The organism is Vibrio syngnathi (assembly GCF_002119525.1).
GTDB lineage: Bacteria > Pseudomonadota > Gammaproteobacteria > Enterobacterales > Vibrionaceae > Vibrio > Vibrio syngnathi.
This window is the reverse complement of sequence record NZ_CP017916.1, coordinates 2,621,377-2,642,364: the sequence shown is the minus strand read 5'-3', so window position 1 is coordinate 2,642,364 and position 20,988 is coordinate 2,621,377. Positions and strand designations below refer to the sequence as shown.

Here is a 20,988-nt window from a genome sequence, read left to right as displayed (position 1 = left end):
GACAAAATTCACAAAATCTATGATCTTACTTTAAGAAATATGGTCAACAAACTTGTTATTAGTTTCAGTTGTTTAACGTAACTTGTAATATAATTGTCATCTAACGTACATATTATGTCAGTAGCTAAAAAAAGGTAGATAAACAGATGGCTTCAGCCCAATTTTCATTGAAAGAGCGTGACAAAAAAAGATGGTTGAAAGATCGTCTCGTCCGTTTTTCAGTGACATGTGGTGCCGTCAGTGTTCTAGCTGCTCTGGTATTGATCTTTGTTTACTTGGCGATGGTCATTTTACCGGTGTTTTCTGATACTGGTTTAGAGACAGACCAAGCCGTAAAGACCGTTGCTGTAGAAAAGCCTATCGCCTTATCTGTTGATGAATACGGTCAGCATGCATTTACTATCGAAAAATCTGGCTTGGTGCAGTTTTGGGATTTAGAGTCTCAAAATACACATTCTTACTTTGAGCGTAATGTTTTAGCTAACCCCATCGCTTTTTCTCGAAATGCCCCATCTGAAAACTGGTTTGCCTTTGCCGATAGCGCAAGCAACCTTACTTTTTTCTATCCTGAGTATAGTGCGCCTGTGCTGCAAAAGGGCAGTGAAGCCGAACCTAAAATTAAGCAAATCGATCTCCCTGAACCATTTTTAAGTGATGGTTCGTCAAACGAGGTGACAATCGACAAGTTCGCGTTCTCTAAGAGTAAGCGTGGTATCACGGTGGCCGCTCAACTAAGTGACCAACGAGTTTTGGTGAAGTGGTACCAGAGTGATGTTACGGGTCAGTATGTTTTTAAGAAGAGCCAATGGCTTTCGGATAAGTTGGGTTTGCAGCAACAGTTGTTAGTCACACCCGATGGTCAAACCTTATATCTCAGAGCGCAATCAGATTTGGTTGTTTTGAAACTATCAGATAACGGCTTTGATGTTCGTGAAGTGATTGATCTTAGCTTAAATGATGCGAAGCACTCGGTGAAAAGTATCGATTTACTGTCTGGGGCCTATTCGCTGTTGGTTACGCATGAGGACGGACAGGTTTCTCAGTGGTTCGATGTGCTCAAAGATGAAAAGCGCAGCCTGACCCATATTCGCGACTTCCAGCTTGCTGAACAAGTGCAATTTATTTTGCCCGATACTTATAGAAAGGGTTTTTATAGCTTCTATAAGAATGGCACATTACAAAGCCACTATACGACCAGTGAAAAGCTGTCGTTGTTTGAACGAGCCTTTGATAAATCACCACAATTAGCCGCTATGTCTGCCAATGAACTGCATCTGGCGACGCTGATTGATGGCACCATCAGTGTTGCTAAAGTCGATAACGAATATCCGCAAATATCATTCTCATCACTTTGGCAAAAAGTCTGGTATGAAAGTTACCCTGAGCCACAATACGTTTGGCAATCAACGTCGGCGAACGATGACTTTGAAGAAAAATTCAGTTTAGTCCCTATCACGTTTGGTACCATCAAAGCCGCTCTGTTTGCGATGATGTTTGCCGTGCCAGTTGCTGTGCTCGGAGCCATTTACACCGCATACTTTATGTCTCCAAGAATGCGAAGAGTCGTGAAGCCGTCGATAGAGCTGATGGAAGCGCTTCCGACCGTGATTATCGGATTCTTAGCTGGGCTTTGGTTTGCTCCCATTGTTGAAACGCATTTAACGGCCGTCTTCTCATTAATGGTGCTATTACCACTGAGCACGCTACTGACTGGGCTTGTTTGGTTTTGTTTGCCAAAGATGGTGACAAGCCGTTTTACTAATGGTTGGCATGCTCTGATATTGATCCCTGTATTGGTGATTACTGTGATGGCCGTTTTTACTGGTGAAAATGGTATGGAAGCCTTGTTGTTTGGTGGTGATATTCGTACTTTCTTGGCTAGTTATGGCATCGACTTTGACCAACGTAATGCGCTGGTGGTCGGTTTTGCTATGGGTTTCGCTGTCATCCCAACTATTTTTACTATCGCAGAAGACGCTATTTTCTCTGTGCCTAAACATTTATCTGATGGTTCATTAGCGCTAGGTGCAACAGCTTGGCAGACCCTTATTTATGTTGTGTTATTGACGGCTAGCCCAGGTATCTTTTCTGCAATCATGATGGGGCTAGGACGAGCGGTTGGCGAAACTATGATTGTCTTGATGGCGACAGGTAACACCCCAATTCTTGACTGGAATGTTTTGGAAGGGATGAGGACATTATCGGCAACGATTGCTGTCGAGTTACCAGAATCCGAGGTGGGTGGTTCTCACTTCCGCTTGTTGTTCTTAGCTGCACTCTTACTGTTTATTTTTACGTTCGCGGTGAACTCTGTCGCAGAGTGGGTTAGACAAAGACTGAGAGATAAATATCGTGCGCTGTAGTTTTAAAGATCTACCTCAATGTGTCTCAATGGCTTTTAGTTGTTTGGTTAGCGCACCTAGCGAGCTTGGCTGTTCATTGGTTTCAGCAAGTCAACAGCAAGGTCGATCATGATGAATAAACTGAAGTCATTATTATCTTGGATTAAATCGGGATCTCCGTGGATCTGGCTTACGGGCGGGGCGGTGAGCATCAGTATGCTTTCGGTTCTTGGCCTAATGCTGTTGATTGGCTGGAAGGGCTTGACCTATTTTTGGCCTGCTCCTTTGTACCAATGGCAAGTGGATTCCAAACACGCATCGTTAGTTGTCGGCCTTGATGAAACTGTAGTAAAGCAAGATGTATTGATTGGTCAGTTATATGAACGAAAATACATCCCGATAGAGCAAGTCCCACAAGTACACGACCTCTTGTCGTCTCAAAACCTGTCGACAGGGCTAATTCAGCGCTTAAGTATCAAAGTTGCCAACAGGGAGATTTATCCAGCGGACTTTGTTTCCATTTTGGATGTTAACTTACGTGAACCAACCACCCCGCCTGACTGGGCTGTGATTGAGCGAAGTCGAGGTGGTTATTTCTTTGGTAAGCCTGTGGGGTTTAAAACCGCTTCTGGCACCTTTGATTCGAACATAGACCAAAAGCTCGAACAAGGATTGGCGTTCGCTGATACGTTACGTAAAGAAACGTCGCGTGTTGTGAACCAAGAAATCCGCAATATCAGCTGGCAATTGGAAAATTTGCGTTTAGAAAAACGTAAGCTTGAACTCAATGAGTCAGTGAGCGATGAATACCTTAAAACCTATACTCAAACTAAATTGGAATTAAATCGCCAGTTGGCTGAAGCCGAAGTAAAGCTTGAGCATCTTAGAACACAGCTCAATGTCGAAAGCTTGTTGGTAGAAGATATGACAGGAGAGCAGGTTGAAATTTCGCTCAGTCATATTTTGGATTATTGGTACCCGAATAATATGTCTTATCTTGAAAAGGTTGGACATTGGGGCAAACAAGTTTGGAAGTTCTTGTCGGAGAACCCACGAGACTCAAACTCTGAAGGCGGTGTGTTTCCTGCGATTTTTGGCACGGTACTGTTGGTTATTCTTATGTCGATTATAGTGATGCCTCTTGGTGTGGTTGCTGCGATATATCTTCATGAATACGCAAAAAACAACGCGCTAACACGTTTGATTCGTATTGCCGTAATTAACTTAGCGGGTGTACCGTCGATTGTGTATGGTGTATTCGGCTTAGGATTCTTTGTGTATACCATCGGTGGCTCAATCGATTCTTTGTTTTACGCAGAACGGTTACCCGCTCCGACATTTGGTACGCCGGGCCTATTATGGTCCGCACTGACCTTAGCGGTATTAACATTACCCGTTGTTATTGTAACAACGGAAGAGGGCTTAACGCGCATCCCTAGCTCCGTGAGGCACGGTTCATTAGCGCTTGGTGCTACTCAATTCGAGACGCTTTGGCGCATTGTTTTACCTATGGCAAGCCCTGCGATTATCACCGGTTTGATTTTGGCAATCGCGAGAGCTGCGGGGGAGGTTGCCCCATTAATGCTGGTGGGTGTGGTGAAACTCGCATCAAGCTTGCCTGTGGATGGTCAGTTCCCATACCTGCATTTAGACAGAAAGTTCATGCATTTAGGTTTTCATATCTATGATGTTGGGTTTCAAACCTCTAATATCGAAGCGGCACGACCTTTAGTGTATGCGACTTCATTTTTACTGGTTACTGTGATTGTTGGATTGAATTTAACGGCCATCAATATCCGTAATAACTTGCGTGAAAAATACCGAACCTTAGGACAAGATTAGATGTTCTCGATTAATGAAACCTTGGGTTACCAAGCACCACTTGATGTTCACAATTTGAAGGATGAGCAAATTGCTATCTCGATTGAAGGGCTGAATCTTTATTATAAAGAGAGCCAAGCACTTGATGATATTTCAATGCAAATCCCAAAGGGACAGGTGACCGCGTTTATTGGCCCATCAGGGTGTGGTAAGTCGACTCTACTGCGCTGCATTAATCGCATGAACGATCTTGTTGAAGGTTGTAAGGTTTCCGGAAAAGTGAAGCTTCATGGCAAGAACGTCTATCACCCTAAGGTGGATGTCGCGACCTTACGACGTCGTGTCGGCATGGTGTTTCAACGCCCTAATCCTTTCCCTAAATCCATTTATGAGAATGTGGTTTATGGATTGAGGCTGCAAGGCGTGAGCAACAGCCGAGATCTTGATGATGCAGTTGAGCGCTCTTTGCGTGCAGCCGCGCTATGGGATGAAGTGAAAGACCGATTGCATGAGAACGCTTTTGGTTTATCGGGTGGTCAACAGCAGCGTTTAGTTATCGCTCGTGCGGTTGCCATCGAACCTGAAGTGCTGTTATTGGATGAGCCAACATCGGCACTCGATCCGATTTCTACTCTGACGATTGAAGAGCTGATCAACGATCTAAAAACGCAATACACAGTGGTGATTGTTACCCACAACATGCAACAAGCCGCGCGTGTAAGTGACCATACTGCCTTTATTCATATGGGAAAATTGATCGAGTACTCAGATACCGATTCGATATTTACTTCGCCATTGAAAAATCAAACGGAAGACTACATTACTGGTAGGTATGGCTAGCGTTTAAGTTCGTGCCATCTAGAGCTAAGTCACTCTGAAATAAACGGCTTTATTCATTTCTTTTAAGGAGCTGACATGCATTTTGGTCGCCACATCTCAGGACAGTTTAATGTCGAATTAGAATCTATCCGTACACACGTATTAACTATGGGTGGATTGGTAGAGCAGCAGTTGTCCTTTGCGATGCAAGCTCTGCATAAAGATGACGCGGAACTGGCCAAGAAAGTGATTCGTGACGACCATAAAGTGAATGCGATGGAAGTGTCGATTGATGAGGCGTGTACTCGCATCATTGCCAAGCGTCAGCCGACAGCGAAAGATCTGCGATTGATTATGGCGATAATTAAAACGATTACCGATCTAGAGCGTATTGGTGATGTTGCTTCTAAAATAGCTCAAGGTGCAATAGAGATCCCTTCGACCAAAGAACAAAAATTCCATGTTTCGTTGGAACCCCTTTGTCGTCAGGCTATCACCATGCTTCACCAAGTATTAGATGCTTTTGCTCGTATGGATGTCGATGCTGCGGCAGAAGTTCACAAACTTGATGATAAGTTGGATGCGGAATACGAGGCAGTCATTCGTCAGTTAATGACGTATATGATGGAAGATCCTAAGAACATCCCAAATATTTTACAGGTGATGTGGTCAGCTCGTGCGATTGAGCGAGTGGGAGACCGTTGCCAAAATATCTGCGAATACATTATTTACTTTGTGAAGGGTAAAGATGTACGTCACCTAGGCGATCAAAGCCTTGATGACGCACTTAAGTAGGTATTAACCTTAGAAGCTAATTATTGCACCAAGGTAAAGGTTGATCGTTGTATCGTAAGGCACAAAGGTCTTGTTGTGATCAAAAATATTCATATCAACACCAGCACGCAATCCAAGATCTGATGTTGCTTGGTAAACGTAGGCTCCACCAAGACTTAATCCATGTGCTGTCTTCTCTTAAATTTCGCCGTTGCGCGTTTTTGTTCCGTCATAACGCGCTACACCAATCTCTGCCTGAAAGCCGTGGTTCTGGTTTCTTCCAAACATATTTTGAATACCAACGCGGTACGCATCGACATTTTCATCGTATCGGTCGCTGTCATACCAAAGGTGAGAATAGCTCAGATAAACCGCACCTAGATTCGCCACATCAGTAATACCTGCTTGCATTCCAAAGCCATGATAAGAACCAATCTTTAGTTCAGGAGATAAGTGAAGACCATTTGAAAGTGCAGAGGTTGAGAATAAAGCTGAAGCTAAAAGAAGTGTTTTAAATTTCATGGTACCACCGAAGTAATTTTGCGCCCTCCTTAGCATTAGGTCGATCCATGCGTGAATCCAGTGAAATCACTGGCTAACGGTGATCATTATATGGGCTTTGAAAGAGCAGGCTAATTCGCATTGGTTATCTCTGTGATAATGCCTGCTTATCAGCAGGAGTGATCATTACACGTGATCTTTGGGTCTTACGTAGCCTTACAAAACGAGCTTGATAGAAGTGTCTAAACATAAGCTGATGTTTTGTAATGTATTTGTTTAAGGCACATGAGAAAAATAACGATAGTATCGATATAGCTCATTGATGCTCGCTATATTCTTACTTATCTTTAATTTATTCTTCTACTGAATTTTTCCCTTACATTTATTTTTAGGTAGATATCAGTATGAAGAAGTTTCTTTTCGTTGTGACTCCTCTTTTCGCGTTAACTGCGTGCGGCAGCGTTGCCATCATGGACAAATCAGATGCGGTTAATCAGCAGCCAGAACTCATGGTTAAAACCGATGGTGATTTTTGGGGGTTAGGACAAGAAGGGACGTTTGATATTGCAGGTATGTACCAAGGTAAATACAGCCGAAATTCATCAGGTTCAACATGGTTTGAGACTGTTTCATTTAAAGAGGGTGAGCTGGCTGCTGAAATCACTAGAGTCGATAATGGCCAAGTGTGGAACTTAGTCTGTTCTGGCGGTGGCACTTCAGTTAACTATATGGGTGTTGATTTTGGTGGCAATAAACCTTACCGCTGTTCTGTATCTCAAAGCAATGAGAATATAGGAGAGTTCGTTTTAGAGCCTCAATCTGGGATGATCAGTGTTAGCTTAGAAAAGAAAGAAGCTGGCTATATCCGAGTTGGGGCGAATAAATATGACGTAGAAACTGTCCATTCAAGTAAAGACCTTTTAATGTCGGTGGAAAAACCACTAGGGTATAGCTTTAAACACGCTTCGCAAGAAGTCGCGGCTGCACAGACAAATGGAATGATAACGCTACAGATGTTACCTGAACTTAGTGACGCTGAAAAAGACACACTAGTTATCGGCACTATCGCGAGCGCACTGAGCTGGCGTCCTGAAGAGTAAGATTCAATCTATCATTTTTAGCTGAACTTATTCAGGGAAAGCGGTGGGTTGTAACCCACCGTGGACTTTAAATACTGAATTTACTGAATTTACTGAATTTACTGAATTTACTAGGCGCGTAATATCAGTGTTTAGTTGGCTCAGGGAGTCTATCTACTTATCTAGGGCTGTTCTCAGTTCTTTAATCTTTTGACTACTAGTGACCGGGATTAAGTAATCGTTCACGTCTTCGTGTCCCATCTGAGCCTGGGATGCTTGTGTCATTAGACTTGGCCTTGTTGATTTTGCAGACAGGTGCAGAGCCTGAACCTTGGCATGCTTAAGAATTTCAAGACCATTGTCAGCGGTCACACCTGCCCCAGCCATGATATCCAATCGTCCTTGGCTGAGTGATACCATATCTTTAAGAATGTCTTTCCCTTGCCCTGCGTTACTCGCGAGTCCAGACGTCAAGACACGCTCACAACCAAGCTCAATAATCTGCTCTAATGCGACTCGGTAATCCTGAAGTTGGTCGATTGCACGGTGGAAGGTGATTGCAAGTTTGAGTTGGTGAGCCTTGCTTGAGAGAATTTGCATTGCAGACATATCAATCTCACCATCAGGTGTTAGTACACCCAGAACGACGCCATTCAACCCTGCTCTCGCACAAGCTTCAATATCTTCCAGCATGCAGAGTATATCGTCATAATCGAATATGAAGTCACCTTGTCTCGGTCGTATCATGGCATAAACTGGTACGGACGAAATTTTTGCCGCTTGCTTCATCATTCCGAAGCTTGGAGTTAACCCGCCAAGTGCTAATGAAGAGCAAAGCTCAATTCGATTCGCGCCACCAGATAGTGCGTTATATAGAGATTCTAAGTTATCGATACAGACTTCAATTTCGGTGTTCATCGTATTTATCCGTTCAAAAAGATACGGACGAAATCATAACAATCTAGATAAGGATATGAATAGGTGGTAGCAGAGGAAAATAGGGGTAAAGTTTGTTTATGTAACTGCCTCTATTAAATGGTGCAGAGGCGATTTAGGGCAAGTGAATGGTCGTTGGATAGATATGAAAAAAGCCCGAAGCGTTAACTTCGGGCTTTTAATAGGACTTTACTTCTTAACTGATTGGCGGTGCGCTTTGCGCTATTAGCTTATGCTTTATTTCTCTTTATAGAGAGTCTTCCAACCATTAACCCGCGTTGAGTTCGGGCTTAAGAGGTAATTACTTGCTTAGGTCGTCAGCGTGCTCAGATAGGAATGCTGCAACACCTTGTGGAGATGCGTCCATACCTGATTTACCTTCTTCCCATTGTGCAGGACAAACTTCACCGTTCTTCTCGTGGAAGTTTAGTGCATCTACCATGCGTAGCATTTCGTCGATGTTACGACCTAGTGGAAGATCGTTAACTACTTGGTGACGTACAAGGCCGTCTGCGTCGATTAGGAAAGAACCACGGAAAGCAACGCCTGCTTCTGGGTGCTCAACATCGTATGCTTTGCAGATCTCGTGCTTAACGTCAGCAATTAGAGGGTATTTAACTTGACCGATACCGCCATCAGCGATAGCAGTGTTACGCCATGCGTTGTGAGAGAATTGTGAATCGATAGAAACACCGATTACTTCAACGCCTTTAGCTTGGAAATCTTCTAGACGGTTGTCGAAAGCGATTAGCTCTGAAGGACAAACGAAAGTGAAGTCTAGTGGGTAGAAGAAAACTACAGCTTTCTTACCTTTAGTGAATTCTGCGAAGTTGAAGTTATCAACGATCTCACCGTTACCTAGAACAGCTGCTGCAGTAAAGTCAGGGGCTTGACGACCTACTAGTACCATTTGGAATCTCCTAAAAAATTAGTTGGCCCAACACATCTTTGTTTGGGCTCCGTTTCTACGGGACAAACTATAGTACAATCGGTACTATAGAAAAAAGCGAATTAAATAGATTAAGTTAATCGAAAAAAGCGATAAGCTTATTCTTTGTCCGTTCCCTTAGGTCAAATGACCTTTACCTAAATTATCCTAGTCATATTACAAAGTAATTTCATGAATAAATGGCCAAGTCTTAAGCAACTTCACTATCTTGTTACTCTTCACGAAACTCGCCACTTTAGCGACGCTGCGGATCGCTGCTTCGTGAGTCAATCGACACTAAGTAAAGGCATTCAAAACCTGGAAGAACTCATTGGTTGTCCTCTTTATGAGAAGAAAGATAAAAAAAGCCCATTGGTTTTCACTCAAGCGGGTGAGCTGGTGGTTAAGCATGGTCGAGAGCTATTGGCGAAAGGGCAAGACCTTGTCGAGCTTGGAAATCTATGTAATGGGGATGCGATGCAAGGGCAACTGCGAGTGGGGTGTATTCCTACCATTGCGCCATTCCTTTTGTGTGATTTGGTCCAAGAAGCCAACCATCGTTTTCCACAATTGAACTTACTGTTACGTGAAGACACGACGACTAACTTATTGGCTGCACTGCGTCATGGTGAATTAGATGTGCTGATTCTGGCCCTGCCTGTTGACATCGACAACATGGAGAGCAAAGTTGTTGGGCAAGATCCTTTCAGAATGGTGATCAGTCGCAACCAAGCTGACGGTATCCGTGTTCCGATTAAATACGATGATCTGCCAGACGAATCTGTATTTCTACTAGAAAATGAACACTGTTTAACAGAGCACGCGGTATCGGCTTGTAAGTTAACAGACAAAGAGAAGATCAACCCGTTCACCGCGACAAGCCTACATACATTAGTGCAAATGGTGGCGAATGGCCTTGGTACTACTTTTATTCCGCAGATGGCTATCGACCATGGTTTGTTGCAAAATCAGAATTTAGTGGTGATTGACCCGCCAGGTCAACAAGCATACCGAGACATAGGCCTTGTATGGCGACCAAGCTCGTCACGTCTTGAAACATTTCATCAATTAGCGGATGTAGTTTCGGAATTGCTTTAAAAAGCTGAGCAATAAAATAAAAAGAGCAGCTATTTGGCTGCTCTTTTTGTTTGTTCATTTGAAAAGAAAAACGCCACAAATAGTGGCGTTAGAAGCTTATTTATCTATTTTACTATAACGTTAGATTTTGAAAAAACTCAGCAAGTCTTTTTGCTTAACAGCTAATGAAGAGAGTTCTTCACTTGCCTGTTTGCTCTGCTCAATTCCTGAAACATTTTGATGAACAATATCAAAGGTCAGAGAAACATTTTGTGAAATATCTTGTGTTACGCCTGATTGTTCTTCAGACGCTGTGGCTACTTGTGTGTTCATATCAGATATTAGTTGTACAGAGTCAGTGATAGAAGCGAATGCAGCACGAAGCTGTTCGCTATACTGTCTAGATTCTTCTGCTAACGAAAGGTTGGATTGCATAAATTGGTTCGCATCTTTCGCTTGAGCCTGAAGGCGAGATATTATTTCTTGAATATCGACCGTTGATTGTTGTGTTTTAGCGGCAAGAGAACGAACTTCATCTGCAACTACCGCAAAGCCTCGGCCTTGCTCTCCCGCTCGAGCGGCTTCAATGGCTGCATTTAACGCAAGTAAGTTAGTTTGCTCAGAAATTGAATTGATCACTTCAATAACACTACCGATCTCTACCGAGTACTCTTGCAATTGATTAACGATGTTTGATGTTTCTTCGATCGAGTCTTCAACTTTTCGTGATATATCATCTGATGCATCGAGTGAAACACTGCCATCTTTGACATTTGTCGTTGCCCCAGTTGCAGCGCTCTCTGCGCTAGCTGCATTCTGGCTAACCTCACTCGCAGTACTAGAAAGTTCATTGATAGCAGTTGCGATTTGCTCCATTTGACTCAGTTCTTGTTGAGCATTTCCTTCTGTTTGGCTCATCACTGCGGTTAGCTCAACGGAGGCTGCTGAAACATTATCTGAAATTTGGTGGAAACCATCGATGATTCGACGTAGTTCTTGGCGCATCTCCAAAATGTTTGCGTATATACCGGTTTCTTTACCCGTAATTGGAATCTGCTTTGAAAGATCACCAGCGGCGACTTCGGCAACAATTGCTTGGATGTCACTTGGCTCTCCTCCAACGACTTTCCATACACTGCGGTAAATCGAAACGGCAATGCTAAGAGAAGCAGCGACAACGAGAATTGAAAGAACGCCAAGTACAAATTGCGCGTTAGAGAATCGCTCGACCATATTAGGCCCGACAAAGTCTTGCTCTGACTTTGTTGATAGCTTTATCTCTTCAATTGTTTTTGCTGCATTAACACCAGCAAGATCAAGAGTCCCTGAAATGATGCCATTTCGCGTGTTTATAGTGTCAACGATCTTTGAAAATGTGTTGCGGTAAATTTTGAAGGCACTAGTGAAATCGTTTAAGTAGTTGATTTGTTCCATCGACATGAGTTGAGATTCGATTGTTTCTGCAAGTAGTGCGGCAGATACGAACTCTTTTTCAGCACGCTGAGCATCTTCTGTTTTATTGCTCGTCAGAAATTTAGAAGCGTACAATCTTGATAGCAATACATGCTGCTGAAGCTGCCCTGAACTGACAGCAACTTCTAAATCTTCTTCAGCTGAAGCCTGGGTCATTAGGTTAGTCACTGCCTCACGCATATTGACCCCTGATGGGTCTAAGGCCTCTTGAACTAGGTTGTTTCGAGTATTGACCAGTTGAACTACTTGGTTAAAGCCTTGGCTATATTGATTAAGCAGGCCTTCTATAGCTAGGAATTCATTTTTGTGTAGGTCGTCAATATGAGAGTCTAATATGTCATCGATCAATTGATTTGATGCGGTGATACGTCTATTCAGTTCAGAAGCATGTGACGGAGTAGGGTTCTTAATATATTTAAGTGCAGATAAACGAGCCTCCAGTATATTGGCTTGGATTCGACCCGTTGAGACGCTTGTTAATGCAAGGGAGCGGTAGGTGTTAAACCCATCACTCGATTGATAAAAGCGTAATGAAGCAACGACTGAAATAACCAAAATTAGCGCGAGAATCACGCCAAAACCTAAGGTCAGTAATTTCTTTAAACTCATAAATATCATTCCTAGTAAGGCAGCTTGTGTCTATTCTTAACAAATTCTTACATGATTCTAACGATAAATATATCAATAAATAGTATGTATCCACTATATTTTGATGTCTAAGAATGATGGGTAAATAGGTTGTTGATATTATTGGATTTTGCTTGTTATTCGTCTGGTTTCATATCAGTTGAGAGTTATTGCTTGGGCCTCTTCCGTATTATTAACGCATCTTTAATTTGTATTACAAAGTCATGGAGTAGGAAAGTTCGGTTTGGTATAGCCTAATAGCTTGATTATTAGGCTATCTATATTGTTGGGTTAAAGCTTATTTAGGGATGTGAGTAGCTTTCTTTTCTCTGGTAAAGTGGTCATTGCGCCTTTCTGTGTTGTTGCTAATGCCCCGCAGCCATTGCCCCACATTACTGCTTGTCGAATGATTTCAGGTTGATGCCATTCCTCGTATTGTGAGAGGTAGGCGAGTAGACCTGCGACAAAGGCATCTCCCGCACCAGTAGTATCAATAGCTTGAACTTTTTGACTAGCAATGTGCTCTCGTTGTCCATCTACTATCATCAACGAACCCGTAGCACCTAAGGTGACCAAAGTGACTGGGATTTTCAATTGGTCTAGTGCTGTTAGTCCTGATTCTAAAGTGTTGCTTTCTGTAAGAAAAAGCAGTTCTTCTTCTGAAAACTTAACCACATCAGCTAAGGCGATGGCTTGCATAACGATAGGACGAATCTCTTCAGGGATTCGCCAAACCTCTTCTCTTAGGTTGGGGTCAAAGCTAACAAATCCTCCTTTTGATTTGATTGCTTTAAGCGCTTTCAGCGTAGTACTTCTGCTTGGCTCATTTGCTAATGCGATTGAACAGCAGTGTAGCCACTCACCTTGATTAAAGGTGGGGATATCATCTTCTGTAATGAACTGATCTGCACTGGGTTTTACCATGAAGGTAAAAGTTCGTTCGCCATCTTGGTCAAGATCGACCAGCACGGTTGATGTTCTGTGTTTTTCATCAAGTTTGAGTTGGGAAGTATCAACCCCTTGCTCTTGGAGAACCTCTGACATAAAACGACCAAGTGGATCATTACCAACTCGGCCAAAAAAACTAGCTTGGCCTGATAAACGAGCAATACCAACCGCAACGTTTGCGGGGGCGCCGCCTGGACATTTTAAGTAGGTAGAGTCGCTCTCAGGAATTAAATCCACCACAGCATCGCCAGTTAACCATACCTTATTCATCATTATTTCCTCATATAGAAGCCCACCTGAGCATAAGTAGGTGGGAAATGGGTGACTTGCCTAGGGGGAAGCAAATCACCCAAAGTTGATTAAGCGCTTTTAACTGGGTTATAGATGCGAGTCAGCATAAATGCTGTGGCAAATGCACTAGCAATAACGGTTAGGTAACCAATGACCGCCGAAAGTGATTGCGAATAAAGAAGAATACCTGGAATAAAGGTAATGCCCATACCGGTTGCACTGATGTTGAGTAAGTAAGTAACAAGCCCACCTACAGCACCGCCTACCATTCCAAAGACAAAGACTTTTCCATATTGTAAGTTCACACCAAACAGAAGTGGCTCTGTAATACCAAATAGTGTGGAGATCGAAGCACTGTAGGCATTACCTTTTTTCAGTTTATCTTTGAGTAGAGTCGCGACGGCTATCGCAGCGCCAAATTGACCTGCCATTGAAGCAGTACCAAGAGGTTGCAGTGGGTTAACACCAGTTTCATTTAATAAGCCAATCTCAATGACACCAAGAGCATGGTGTAGACCGGTGATCACGATCATTTGCTGAACGGCACCATAAAGGATGTAACCAATACCAAGAGGTAGGTCGAGCGCCATACGTACTAGAGAAGTACAGCCGTGTTCAATGCTTTGTAGAATCGGACCAAAGCCAAACAAGATGACAAATACGGCAATCGTAATGGTTAAAAATGGAGTGAAGACTAGGTCCATACTTGCTGGAATGAAGCGGCGTAGATTACGCTCCAAGTAAGAGACAAACCAACCTGCGAATATTGCTGGGAGTACAGTGCCTTGGTAGCCCACTAATGGGAAGTTGATTCCCAATAAGTTGACCATCATCGGGTCGGCACCGCCAGAGGCTACCACCCAAGCATTAGGTAATTGTGGGGCGACCATCATCAAACCAACAACGATGGCAATAATAGCATTGCCACCGAATTTCTTTGCCGCAGAATAAGCGATTAAAACGGGTAAGAAGGCAAAGGCAGTGTCGGTTAGCATACTAAATAGGGCAAGCGTTTCTGGTGAGAAACTCATGCCAGAATGCAGCATCATGCCACGCAAACCCATCAACAAGCCGGTGGTCACTAGAGCTGGGATCAGTGGGATCAAAATATCGGCGAGAGTGCGAACCACTTTTTGACTTATGGTCATATCTGCGAAGGCATCTTCTTTAAAATCTGAGTTATCAAGCTCTCCGCCTAATGCGCGCTTTAATGAGTCATAAACGTGAGAGACTGTACCAGTGCCAATAATAAATTGGTGTTGACCTGATTGATAAAAGTAGCCGCTGATCTGTTTAATTTCTTTTGCTTTTTCCGAATCAACTTTTTCGTTGTCTTTTAGGATGAGGCGCAAGCGGGTGGCGCAGTGTTCTGCGTTGCGGATATTCTCTATGCCCCCGATACTCTCGAGTATCTCGTTTACGGTAGCGTCATAATTCATTTTGTTCACCATTTTATTATATTGTAAGGTAGTTAAGTTTGATATCCATATCGGTATCTTCTTTTTGTAATATATTTAATCTGTGTTCTTCATTTTCAGGGAAAAACAAACAAGTAAATACATCTCGTCCATTGTTGAGGTATATCTCAATGATGCTTTGGTCACATATAAATTTGATATCCGTTATGTCATAATTTGTTCTGTGATGTCTTATGCTTCCAAATTCCCAATCTTCTGGATGGTGGTTATATTGGCTTCGATCTAAGTGAATATCTCTGTCTTTAATAGAGAATAACAATTTCTTATTTTTAGTTTCGATGGATATTTTTATATTTCCATTGAACTCATTTACATCGAGTGAAAATGAAAGTTGCTCTAACTTAATGGGTATATTGGTTTTATTTATTTCCAATGGACGCTTATTAAAAGAGTAAGATTGCAAAATCTTCGGTTGTTGGTATAAGCGACGATTAAGAATTGATAGTGTTCTCGGCAATGTTAAACAGTTAATCCAGCCAAATTGGCGACTTGGTAGTTCTTCATCGGTCCCTGCCCATGCAATAAGAGTTTGCTCATCTGGGGTGTTCGCCATAGTTTGTGGGGCATAAAAATCAAACCCACGGTCCAATTCATCCCAGTGTTCAACTTCAAAGGTCAGTTTTTCGAAGTTGATGCTGCCTAAACAATAGATAACGTTGAATCGGTTATGGAATCGACTTCCGTTTGCCTTGCTACCTTGCGGTGAAAAAATTAAAACGTCATGGCCGTCAACGTTTAATAGATCAGGACATTCGAACATGTAACCGGTTAAGAATTCCCCTGAGAACTGAAGATCTAATTCTCCTTTGAATTCCCAACTGAGCAAATCATCCGATTGATATATGATGATTGCCCCTGATAGATCGGCTTCTCGCTGCGCACCGAGCAACATGTAATAGTGCTCATTGTGTTTAACGATTTTGGGATCTCGTACATGCCCGGTATACCCCTTGGGAACCGACTTAATCACTGGATTCGGACTATACTTGGTGACGGCATTAGTGTTATCGAGTAATGCTAAACATTGGTTTGCATCTCGAGATGAGCCTTTTTTAATGTTTCCTGTATAAAATAAATAAGCGTTATTATTTTCTACAAAAGCACTGCCGGAATATGCTCCGTGAGATTCGTAATTTTCTTTCGGTGTTATTTTAGAACCATGCCTCTTCCAATTTAATAGGTCATTAGAAGTTAAATGCATCCAATGCTTCATTCCATGGTAGGTATCGAATGGAAACCATTGGTAAAATAAATGGTATTGATTATTGAAAAAACAAAAACCATTTGGATCATTTAATAAACCATGGGGAGGCGTAATATGAAATAAAGGTCTCATTTCTAATGATCTTTCTATTTCAGTAAACTTAGTTATTTCACTAGCCGTTGCTAAATTGATTGTTTTGTATTTTTGTTTTTGCACGATGGCTTACCTAATCATGTTGCTTGGTTTAAATCATAGGTAGGGTGACGACTTGATAAAATAGTGAGGACGAATTCTCCAGCAGTTCTGAGTGAATATTGGCTAAATCTGTAGTCGTTTGTGATGTAACACCAAGTCTTGTTACATGTTTTTGGTTAATGTATTGGGTTGGTAGATTGTTAAAGAGAATGAGTGAACATGACCATTAGGGATGTTGCTAAACGTGCGGGTGTATCAATCGCGACAGTATCAAGGGTGCTAAATGGTAGTGAGCGTGTCTCAGAGCAAGCAAAGCTGTCTGTGATTAGTACGATGGAAGCTCTGAACTATCAGAAACCGCCTGCGAAGCGTAAAAAGCCAACTAAGCTGTTTGCTGTCATTGTGCGAAATATGTCGAATCCTTTCTTTACTCAGCTAGTAGATGTTCTTGAGGAAGAGGCCTACAAGCATGGCCGAAGCATACTGTTGTTTAATAGCCGGAATAATTTACAGTTAGAGAAGACGTTTCTTTCGGAGTGCATCAACCATAAGGTTGATGGTGTTTTTCTAATCCCTCGCTCGTTGAAAAAAGAACATCTAGAGCCATTAGGTGAGCTACCGTTTCCTGTCGTATTGTTGACAGCGACAGACCCTACTGTTGCGAGTATAGGTACTCATCACCAGCACGGGGGTGAGCAAGTTGCCTGTTATTTTGCTAAGCGAGGGTATCGTCGTATTGGCTTTATTGGAGCCAGTGATATTCAATCGGATCGTTTTATTGGTTTTCAAACAGAACTAAAGTCTCGCGATATCCTGTTGGATAAAAAACATGTGTTAGCTCCCTATACTACGGAGTTGTTGACAGAATATATCCAACACTTGATCGTCGATAATTCTTCGCCACTGGAAGCTGTATTTTGTTCAGATGATATATCGGCTAGTCATCTGTTTAACGGGTTAAAATCAGTAGACAGTCAACTGCTTGAAAGGGTTGATATTGTAGGGTTTGATGACACATTTATTGCCCAGTCATTGGGCTTTTCAAGTGTTAAGCAACCCATACATCAAATTGCGCTGTTAGGTTTTGATATGATGATGGAGTTGATTCAAACCGGAGAGTCTTTTCCAAAAGCTATGTTGCTAGAACCGACAGTCGTTATCCGACATACACCTAAAGTTCCGTCTATTTCACGTAGCCCTGAAATTCTTCGTAATAACGTACCGCAACGCTAAGGATCCGCTCTCTTTCCTTAGCGTGTCTATTGGTGAAGAGTGGTTAATTTACCTCTTCCGGTTCCGCTTCTTCTTGTAGCTCTAGCAGGTTAATGGCTATCGTAACGAAATCGCTGTCTGTAATGATGCCCACGAGTTCGTGGTTCTCTACGACAGGCAAACAGCCCACTTTGTGTTTCTGCATATAAACAGCCGACTCTTTTAATCCTGCTCGTGGTTCTACAGACATTACGCTTTTGTGCATGATGTCGTTGAGCGGTGTAGCAAGAGTAAAGGATTGAGCTTGTGGGATGTTTTGCAGGCTAGACTCTTGAGCAGCAAGAACGTCTCGCTGTGTGACGACGCCAAGCAGTTGTCTGTCGGCATCAACAACCGGTATATGGCGGATATCAAGCGCTTCCATCATGTGCTTAGCATCGGCCAGTGAGTGTGAGCGCAATAGGGTATGAGGGTTGCGAGTCATCATATCTTCAACCTTGATCATACGGACCTCCTTCTTTTTTATCTGTTGTTATTACTATAGTTTTTTCTCCCAAAAATAACTGAGATCTGGCGCATTTTTGGATGAGTTTCATGCAACTAATTTTTCAGTTTTAGGCGGTGAATCAGTAGCATTATTTTACGCCTCTTTACAATAATCCAATGTTGTAAACCTTGCTATTGCGGCTCGTGTGCCTATACTAGCCCACTGCGAAATTTTTAGTCATGTCTGCGATGTGTTTCTGGTAATGATTTACTTACCGAAACGATTGTTCGGCAACTTCGACTTATTATTCGTCAACGGCACAAATATCATCAACTAAGACAAGACTCGACACATGCAAGTTTCAGATTTTCACTTTGACCTACCAGATGAACTCATTGCTCGCTACCCTCAAGAGGAGCGCACAGCAAGCCGCCTGCTTAAATTAGATGGCAACAATGGCAACTTAGCAGATGGTTCGTTTAAAGACGTTTTAGACTTGGTTGAACCAGGCGATCTTGTTGTTTTCAATAACACTCGCGTGATTCCTGCTCGTGTATTTGGTCGTAAGGCATCTGGCGGCAAGCTTGAAGTGCTGGTTGAGCGTATGCTCGATGAGAAAAGCATTCTGGCGCATGTTCGCTGTTCTAAATCACCAAAGCCGGGCACTAAGCTGTTTCTTGGGGAGAATGACGAATATGAAGCTGAAATGGTGGCGCGTCACGATGCGTTATTTGAAATCCATTTCACTTCTGATCAAAGCGTATTAGAAATTCTTAACAGCGTTGGTCACATGCCACTGCCACCTTACATCGATCGCCCTGATGAAGATGCCGATAAAGAGCGCTACCAAACTGTCTATAATGAAAAGCCGGGTGCAGTTGCTGCGCCAACAGCAGGCCTTCACTTTGATGACAAGCTCATGGCCGGCATGAAAGAAAAAGGTGTTGAGTTTGCTTACGTGACGCTTCATGTAGGCGCGGGTACGTTCCAGCCGGTAAAAGTCGATAACATTAATGACCACCACATGCATGCTGAGTACGTTGAAGTACCGCAAGAAGTGGTGGATGCCGTTGCAGCTGCAAAAGCTCGTGGCGGACGCATCATTGCAGTTGGTACCACCTCTGTGCGTTCACTAGAAAGTGCGGCTCAAGATGCATTGAAAAATGGTACTGAGTTAGTTCCTTTCTTTGGTGATACAGAAATTTTCATCTTCCCTGGTTATGAATACCAACTGGTGGATTGCTTGATTACCAACTTCCACTTACCAGAATCAACGCTGATTATGTTGGTGAGTGCATTTGCTGGCTACGACCATGTGATGGGCGCATACGATCACGCAGTGAAGAGCGAATATCGTTTCTTTAGCTACGGCGATGCGATGTTCATCAATAAGAAAACGAGCTAATTTAAGCTGGTTATAAACGATATAAACATAATTTACGGGTGCTAGCAGTAGGCTAGGAGTCGGGCAGGGTGTCTGTCTAATCTCTCGCAAGGAATACGCGACCGCTCCTCATAGAACTGACTAGACTGAACTTATGTTTGATCTAAGGTTCTGAATTAACAGTCAGATTGTTTCTCTGGCATATTGGAGGCTTCGTGAAATTAAAATACGAACTTAAAAAAACTAATAGCGGCGCACGTCGTGGTCAACTTCAGTTTGAACGCGGTACCGTTGAAACCCCAGCATTCATGCCTGTAGGTACTTACGGTACCGTTAAAGGTATGACGCCTGAAGAAGTAAAAGACACAGGTGCTGAAATCCTATTAGGTAATACATTCCACCTATGGCTACGCCCTGGTCAAGAAATCATGAAACTTCACGGTGATTTGCACGATTTCATGAACTGGAAAGGTCCTATCTTGACTGATTCAGGTGGCTTCCAAGTATTCAGCCTAGGTGCAACGCGTAAAATCACTGAAGAAGGTGTTCACTTCCGTAACCCTGTAAACGGTGACAAGATCTTCATGGACGCTGAGAAGTCGATGGAAATCCAAAAGGATCTAGGCTCAGACATCGTAATGATTTTTGACGAATGTACGCCTTACCCTGCGACGCATAAAGAAGCTAAAGACTCAATGGAGATGTCTCTTCGTTGGGCTCAGCGTTCACGCAATCACTTTGACAAGCAAGAAAACCCGAACTCACTATTCGGTATCGTTCAAGGTGGCGTATACGAAGACCTTCGTGACGTATCCGTTAAAGGCCTAACAGAAATTGGTTTTGATGGTTACGCTGTTGGCGGCCTAGCAGTAGGCGAACCAAAAGAAGACATGCACCGTATTCTTGAGCACACATGCCCTCAACTGCCTGAAGATAAGCCACGTTACCTAATGGGCGTAGGCAAACCTGAAGACTTAGTTGAAGGTGTTCGTCGCGGTATCGACATGTTTGACTGTGTAATGCCAACGCGAAATGCACGTAATGGCCACCTGTTTGTCACTGAAGGTGTGATCAAGATCCGTAATGCGAAGCATAAAACGGATACAACACCACTAGATTCAGATTGTGACTGTTACACTTGTAAGAACTACAGCAAGTCGTACTTGCATCATTTGGATCGTTGTAACGAAATCCTAGGTGCTCGACTGAACACGATTCATAACCTGCGTTTCTACCAACGAATTATGTCAGACATTCGTCAATCTATTGATGAAGACCGTTTTGAAGAGTTCGTTGCTGAGTTCTACGCAAGAATGGGGCGTGAAGTGCCACCGTTAGGTAAAGAATCTTAGTATTTCTTTTTTTGCGAGCCCCATCTCTCTTCCGAGAGTTGGGGCTTGAAAATAAAGGGA

At 42.9% G+C, this 20,988-nt stretch carries 16 protein-coding genes and 1 pseudogene; 9 read left to right on the top strand and 8 right to left on the bottom strand.

Translation table 11 applies throughout. The annotated features are described in order from the left end of the window. Nucleotides 1-146: 146 nt before the first annotated feature. From K08M4_RS12015 to phoU, 4 genes are all read left to right on the top strand, one after another. The gene (locus K08M4_RS12015) at nucleotides 147-2,363 is read left to right on the top strand and encodes an ABC transporter permease subunit (protein ID WP_086050016.1); all 2,217 of its coding nucleotides are present in this window, start codon (nucleotides 147-149) and stop codon (nucleotides 2,361-2,363) included. 111 nt (nucleotides 2,364-2,474) lie between these two features. After that, nucleotides 2,475-4,184 carry a phosphate ABC transporter permease PstA gene (pstA, locus tag K08M4_RS12010; protein WP_086050015.1) on the top strand — a complete coding sequence of 570 codons (1,710 nt, stop codon included), beginning with the start codon at nucleotides 2,475-2,477 and terminating at the stop codon, nucleotides 4,182-4,184. Then, a complete protein-coding gene (pstB, locus tag K08M4_RS12005) occupies nucleotides 4,185-5,003 on the top strand; it encodes a phosphate ABC transporter ATP-binding protein PstB (protein WP_009848269.1) in 819 nt (272 codons plus the stop codon). A gap of 75 nt (nucleotides 5,004-5,078) precedes the next feature. Beyond that, complete coding sequence (phoU, locus tag K08M4_RS12000) at nucleotides 5,079-5,777, top strand: phosphate signaling complex protein PhoU (RefSeq protein ID WP_004735072.1); 699 nt, start codon at nucleotides 5,079-5,081, stop codon at nucleotides 5,775-5,777. 9 nt (nucleotides 5,778-5,786) lie between these two features. Here the strand turns inward: phoU and K08M4_RS11995 are convergent. After that, nucleotides 5,787-6,278: pseudogene (locus K08M4_RS11995) on the bottom strand (hypothetical protein). Between the two features lie 383 nt (nucleotides 6,279-6,661). Here K08M4_RS11995 and K08M4_RS11990 point away from each other — a divergent pair. Further along, complete coding sequence (locus K08M4_RS11990; RefSeq protein WP_086050014.1) at nucleotides 6,662-7,357, top strand: VV20781 family protein; 696 nt, start codon at nucleotides 6,662-6,664, stop codon at nucleotides 7,355-7,357. A 153-nt stretch (nucleotides 7,358-7,510) separates the two neighbouring features. Here K08M4_RS11990 and K08M4_RS11985 read toward each other — a convergent pair whose 3' ends face one another. Next, nucleotides 7,511-8,254, bottom strand: coding sequence for a copper homeostasis protein CutC (locus K08M4_RS11985; protein ID WP_086050013.1), 744 nt, complete (start codon nucleotides 8,252-8,254; stop codon nucleotides 7,511-7,513). A 319-nt stretch (nucleotides 8,255-8,573) separates the two neighbouring features. Then, nucleotides 8,574-9,182, bottom strand: a complete 609-nt coding sequence (locus K08M4_RS11980) for a peroxiredoxin C (RefSeq protein WP_009848275.1) — start codon at nucleotides 9,180-9,182, stop codon at nucleotides 8,574-8,576. 210 nt (nucleotides 9,183-9,392) lie between these two features. Between K08M4_RS11980 and K08M4_RS11975 the strand changes: the two genes are divergently transcribed. Further along, nucleotides 9,393-10,298, top strand: coding sequence for a hydrogen peroxide-inducible genes activator (locus K08M4_RS11975; RefSeq protein WP_086050012.1), 906 nt, complete (start codon nucleotides 9,393-9,395; stop codon nucleotides 10,296-10,298). 120 nt (nucleotides 10,299-10,418) lie between these two features. Here K08M4_RS11975 and K08M4_RS11970 read toward each other — a convergent pair whose 3' ends face one another. From K08M4_RS11970 to K08M4_RS11955, 4 genes are all read right to left on the bottom strand, one after another. Beyond that, nucleotides 10,419-12,359 carry a HAMP domain-containing methyl-accepting chemotaxis protein gene (locus tag K08M4_RS11970; RefSeq protein WP_086050011.1) on the bottom strand — a complete coding sequence of 647 codons (1,941 nt, stop codon included), beginning with the start codon at nucleotides 12,357-12,359 and terminating at the stop codon, nucleotides 10,419-10,421. 309 nt (nucleotides 12,360-12,668) lie between these two features. Further along, nucleotides 12,669-13,595, bottom strand: a complete 927-nt coding sequence (cscK, locus tag K08M4_RS11965; RefSeq protein WP_086050433.1) for a fructokinase — start codon at nucleotides 13,593-13,595, stop codon at nucleotides 12,669-12,671. Nucleotides 13,596-13,684: 89 nt separating this feature from the next. Further along, entirely contained in the window at nucleotides 13,685-15,055 is a 1,371-nt protein-coding gene (locus K08M4_RS11960; RefSeq protein WP_086050010.1) for a PTS transporter subunit EIIC, read from the bottom strand. Nucleotides 15,056-15,071: 16 nt separating this feature from the next. Then, nucleotides 15,072-16,514, bottom strand: coding sequence for a glycoside hydrolase family 32 protein (locus K08M4_RS11955; protein WP_086050009.1), 1,443 nt, complete (start codon nucleotides 16,512-16,514; stop codon nucleotides 15,072-15,074). Nucleotides 16,515-16,712: 198 nt separating this feature from the next. Here K08M4_RS11955 and K08M4_RS11950 point away from each other — a divergent pair, with 198 nt between their 5' ends. Further along, complete coding sequence (locus tag K08M4_RS11950; RefSeq protein WP_086050008.1) at nucleotides 16,713-17,726, top strand: LacI family DNA-binding transcriptional regulator; 1,014 nt, start codon at nucleotides 16,713-16,715, stop codon at nucleotides 17,724-17,726. A gap of 43 nt (nucleotides 17,727-17,769) precedes the next feature. Here K08M4_RS11950 and K08M4_RS11945 read toward each other — a convergent pair whose 3' ends face one another. Then, complete coding sequence (locus K08M4_RS11945; protein WP_086050007.1) at nucleotides 17,770-18,210, bottom strand: CBS domain-containing protein; 441 nt, start codon at nucleotides 18,208-18,210, stop codon at nucleotides 17,770-17,772. A 334-nt stretch (nucleotides 18,211-18,544) separates the two neighbouring features. Between K08M4_RS11945 and queA the strand changes: the two genes are divergently transcribed. Next, complete coding sequence (gene queA / locus K08M4_RS11940; protein WP_086050006.1) at nucleotides 18,545-19,597, top strand: tRNA preQ1(34) S-adenosylmethionine ribosyltransferase-isomerase QueA; 1,053 nt, start codon at nucleotides 18,545-18,547, stop codon at nucleotides 19,595-19,597. Between the two features lie 194 nt (nucleotides 19,598-19,791). Next, nucleotides 19,792-20,928, top strand: a complete 1,137-nt coding sequence (gene tgt, locus K08M4_RS11935; protein WP_061023916.1) for a tRNA guanosine(34) transglycosylase Tgt — start codon at nucleotides 19,792-19,794, stop codon at nucleotides 20,926-20,928. Nucleotides 20,929-20,988: the final 60 nt, after the last annotated feature.

Bases quoted from the DNA above. Each gene is read 5' to 3' on its own strand.
- phoU (WP_004735072.1), top strand. From the start codon at position 5,079: ATGCATTTTGGTCGCCACATCTCAGGACAGTTTAATGTCGAATTAGAA.
- K08M4_RS11960 (WP_086050010.1), bottom strand. From the start codon at position 15,055: ATGAATTATGACGCTACCGTAAACGAGATACTCGAGAGTATCGGGGGC.
- K08M4_RS11990 (WP_086050014.1), top strand. From the start codon at position 6,662: ATGAAGAAGTTTCTTTTCGTTGTGACTCCTCTTTTCGCGTTAACTGCG.
- pstB (WP_009848269.1), top strand. From the start codon at position 4,185: ATGTTCTCGATTAATGAAACCTTGGGTTACCAAGCACCACTTGATGTT.
- K08M4_RS11945 (WP_086050007.1), bottom strand. From the start codon at position 18,210: ATGATCAAGGTTGAAGATATGATGACTCGCAACCCTCATACCCTATTG.
- pstA (WP_086050015.1), top strand. From the start codon at position 2,475: ATGAATAAACTGAAGTCATTATTATCTTGGATTAAATCGGGATCTCCG.
- cscK (WP_086050433.1), bottom strand. From the start codon at position 13,595: ATGAATAAGGTATGGTTAACTGGCGATGCTGTGGTGGATTTAATTCCT.
- K08M4_RS11950 (WP_086050008.1), top strand. From the start codon at position 16,713: ATGACCATTAGGGATGTTGCTAAACGTGCGGGTGTATCAATCGCGACA.
- K08M4_RS11980 (WP_009848275.1), bottom strand. From the start codon at position 9,182: ATGGTACTAGTAGGTCGTCAAGCCCCTGACTTTACTGCAGCAGCTGTT.
- K08M4_RS11975 (WP_086050012.1), top strand. From the start codon at position 9,393: ATGAATAAATGGCCAAGTCTTAAGCAACTTCACTATCTTGTTACTCTT.
- K08M4_RS12015 (WP_086050016.1), top strand. From the start codon at position 147: ATGGCTTCAGCCCAATTTTCATTGAAAGAGCGTGACAAAAAAAGATGG.
- K08M4_RS11985 (WP_086050013.1), bottom strand. From the start codon at position 8,254: ATGAACACCGAAATTGAAGTCTGTATCGATAACTTAGAATCTCTATAT.
- K08M4_RS11970 (WP_086050011.1), bottom strand. From the start codon at position 12,359: ATGAGTTTAAAGAAATTACTGACCTTAGGTTTTGGCGTGATTCTCGCG.
- queA (WP_086050006.1), top strand. From the start codon at position 18,545: ATGCAAGTTTCAGATTTTCACTTTGACCTACCAGATGAACTCATTGCT.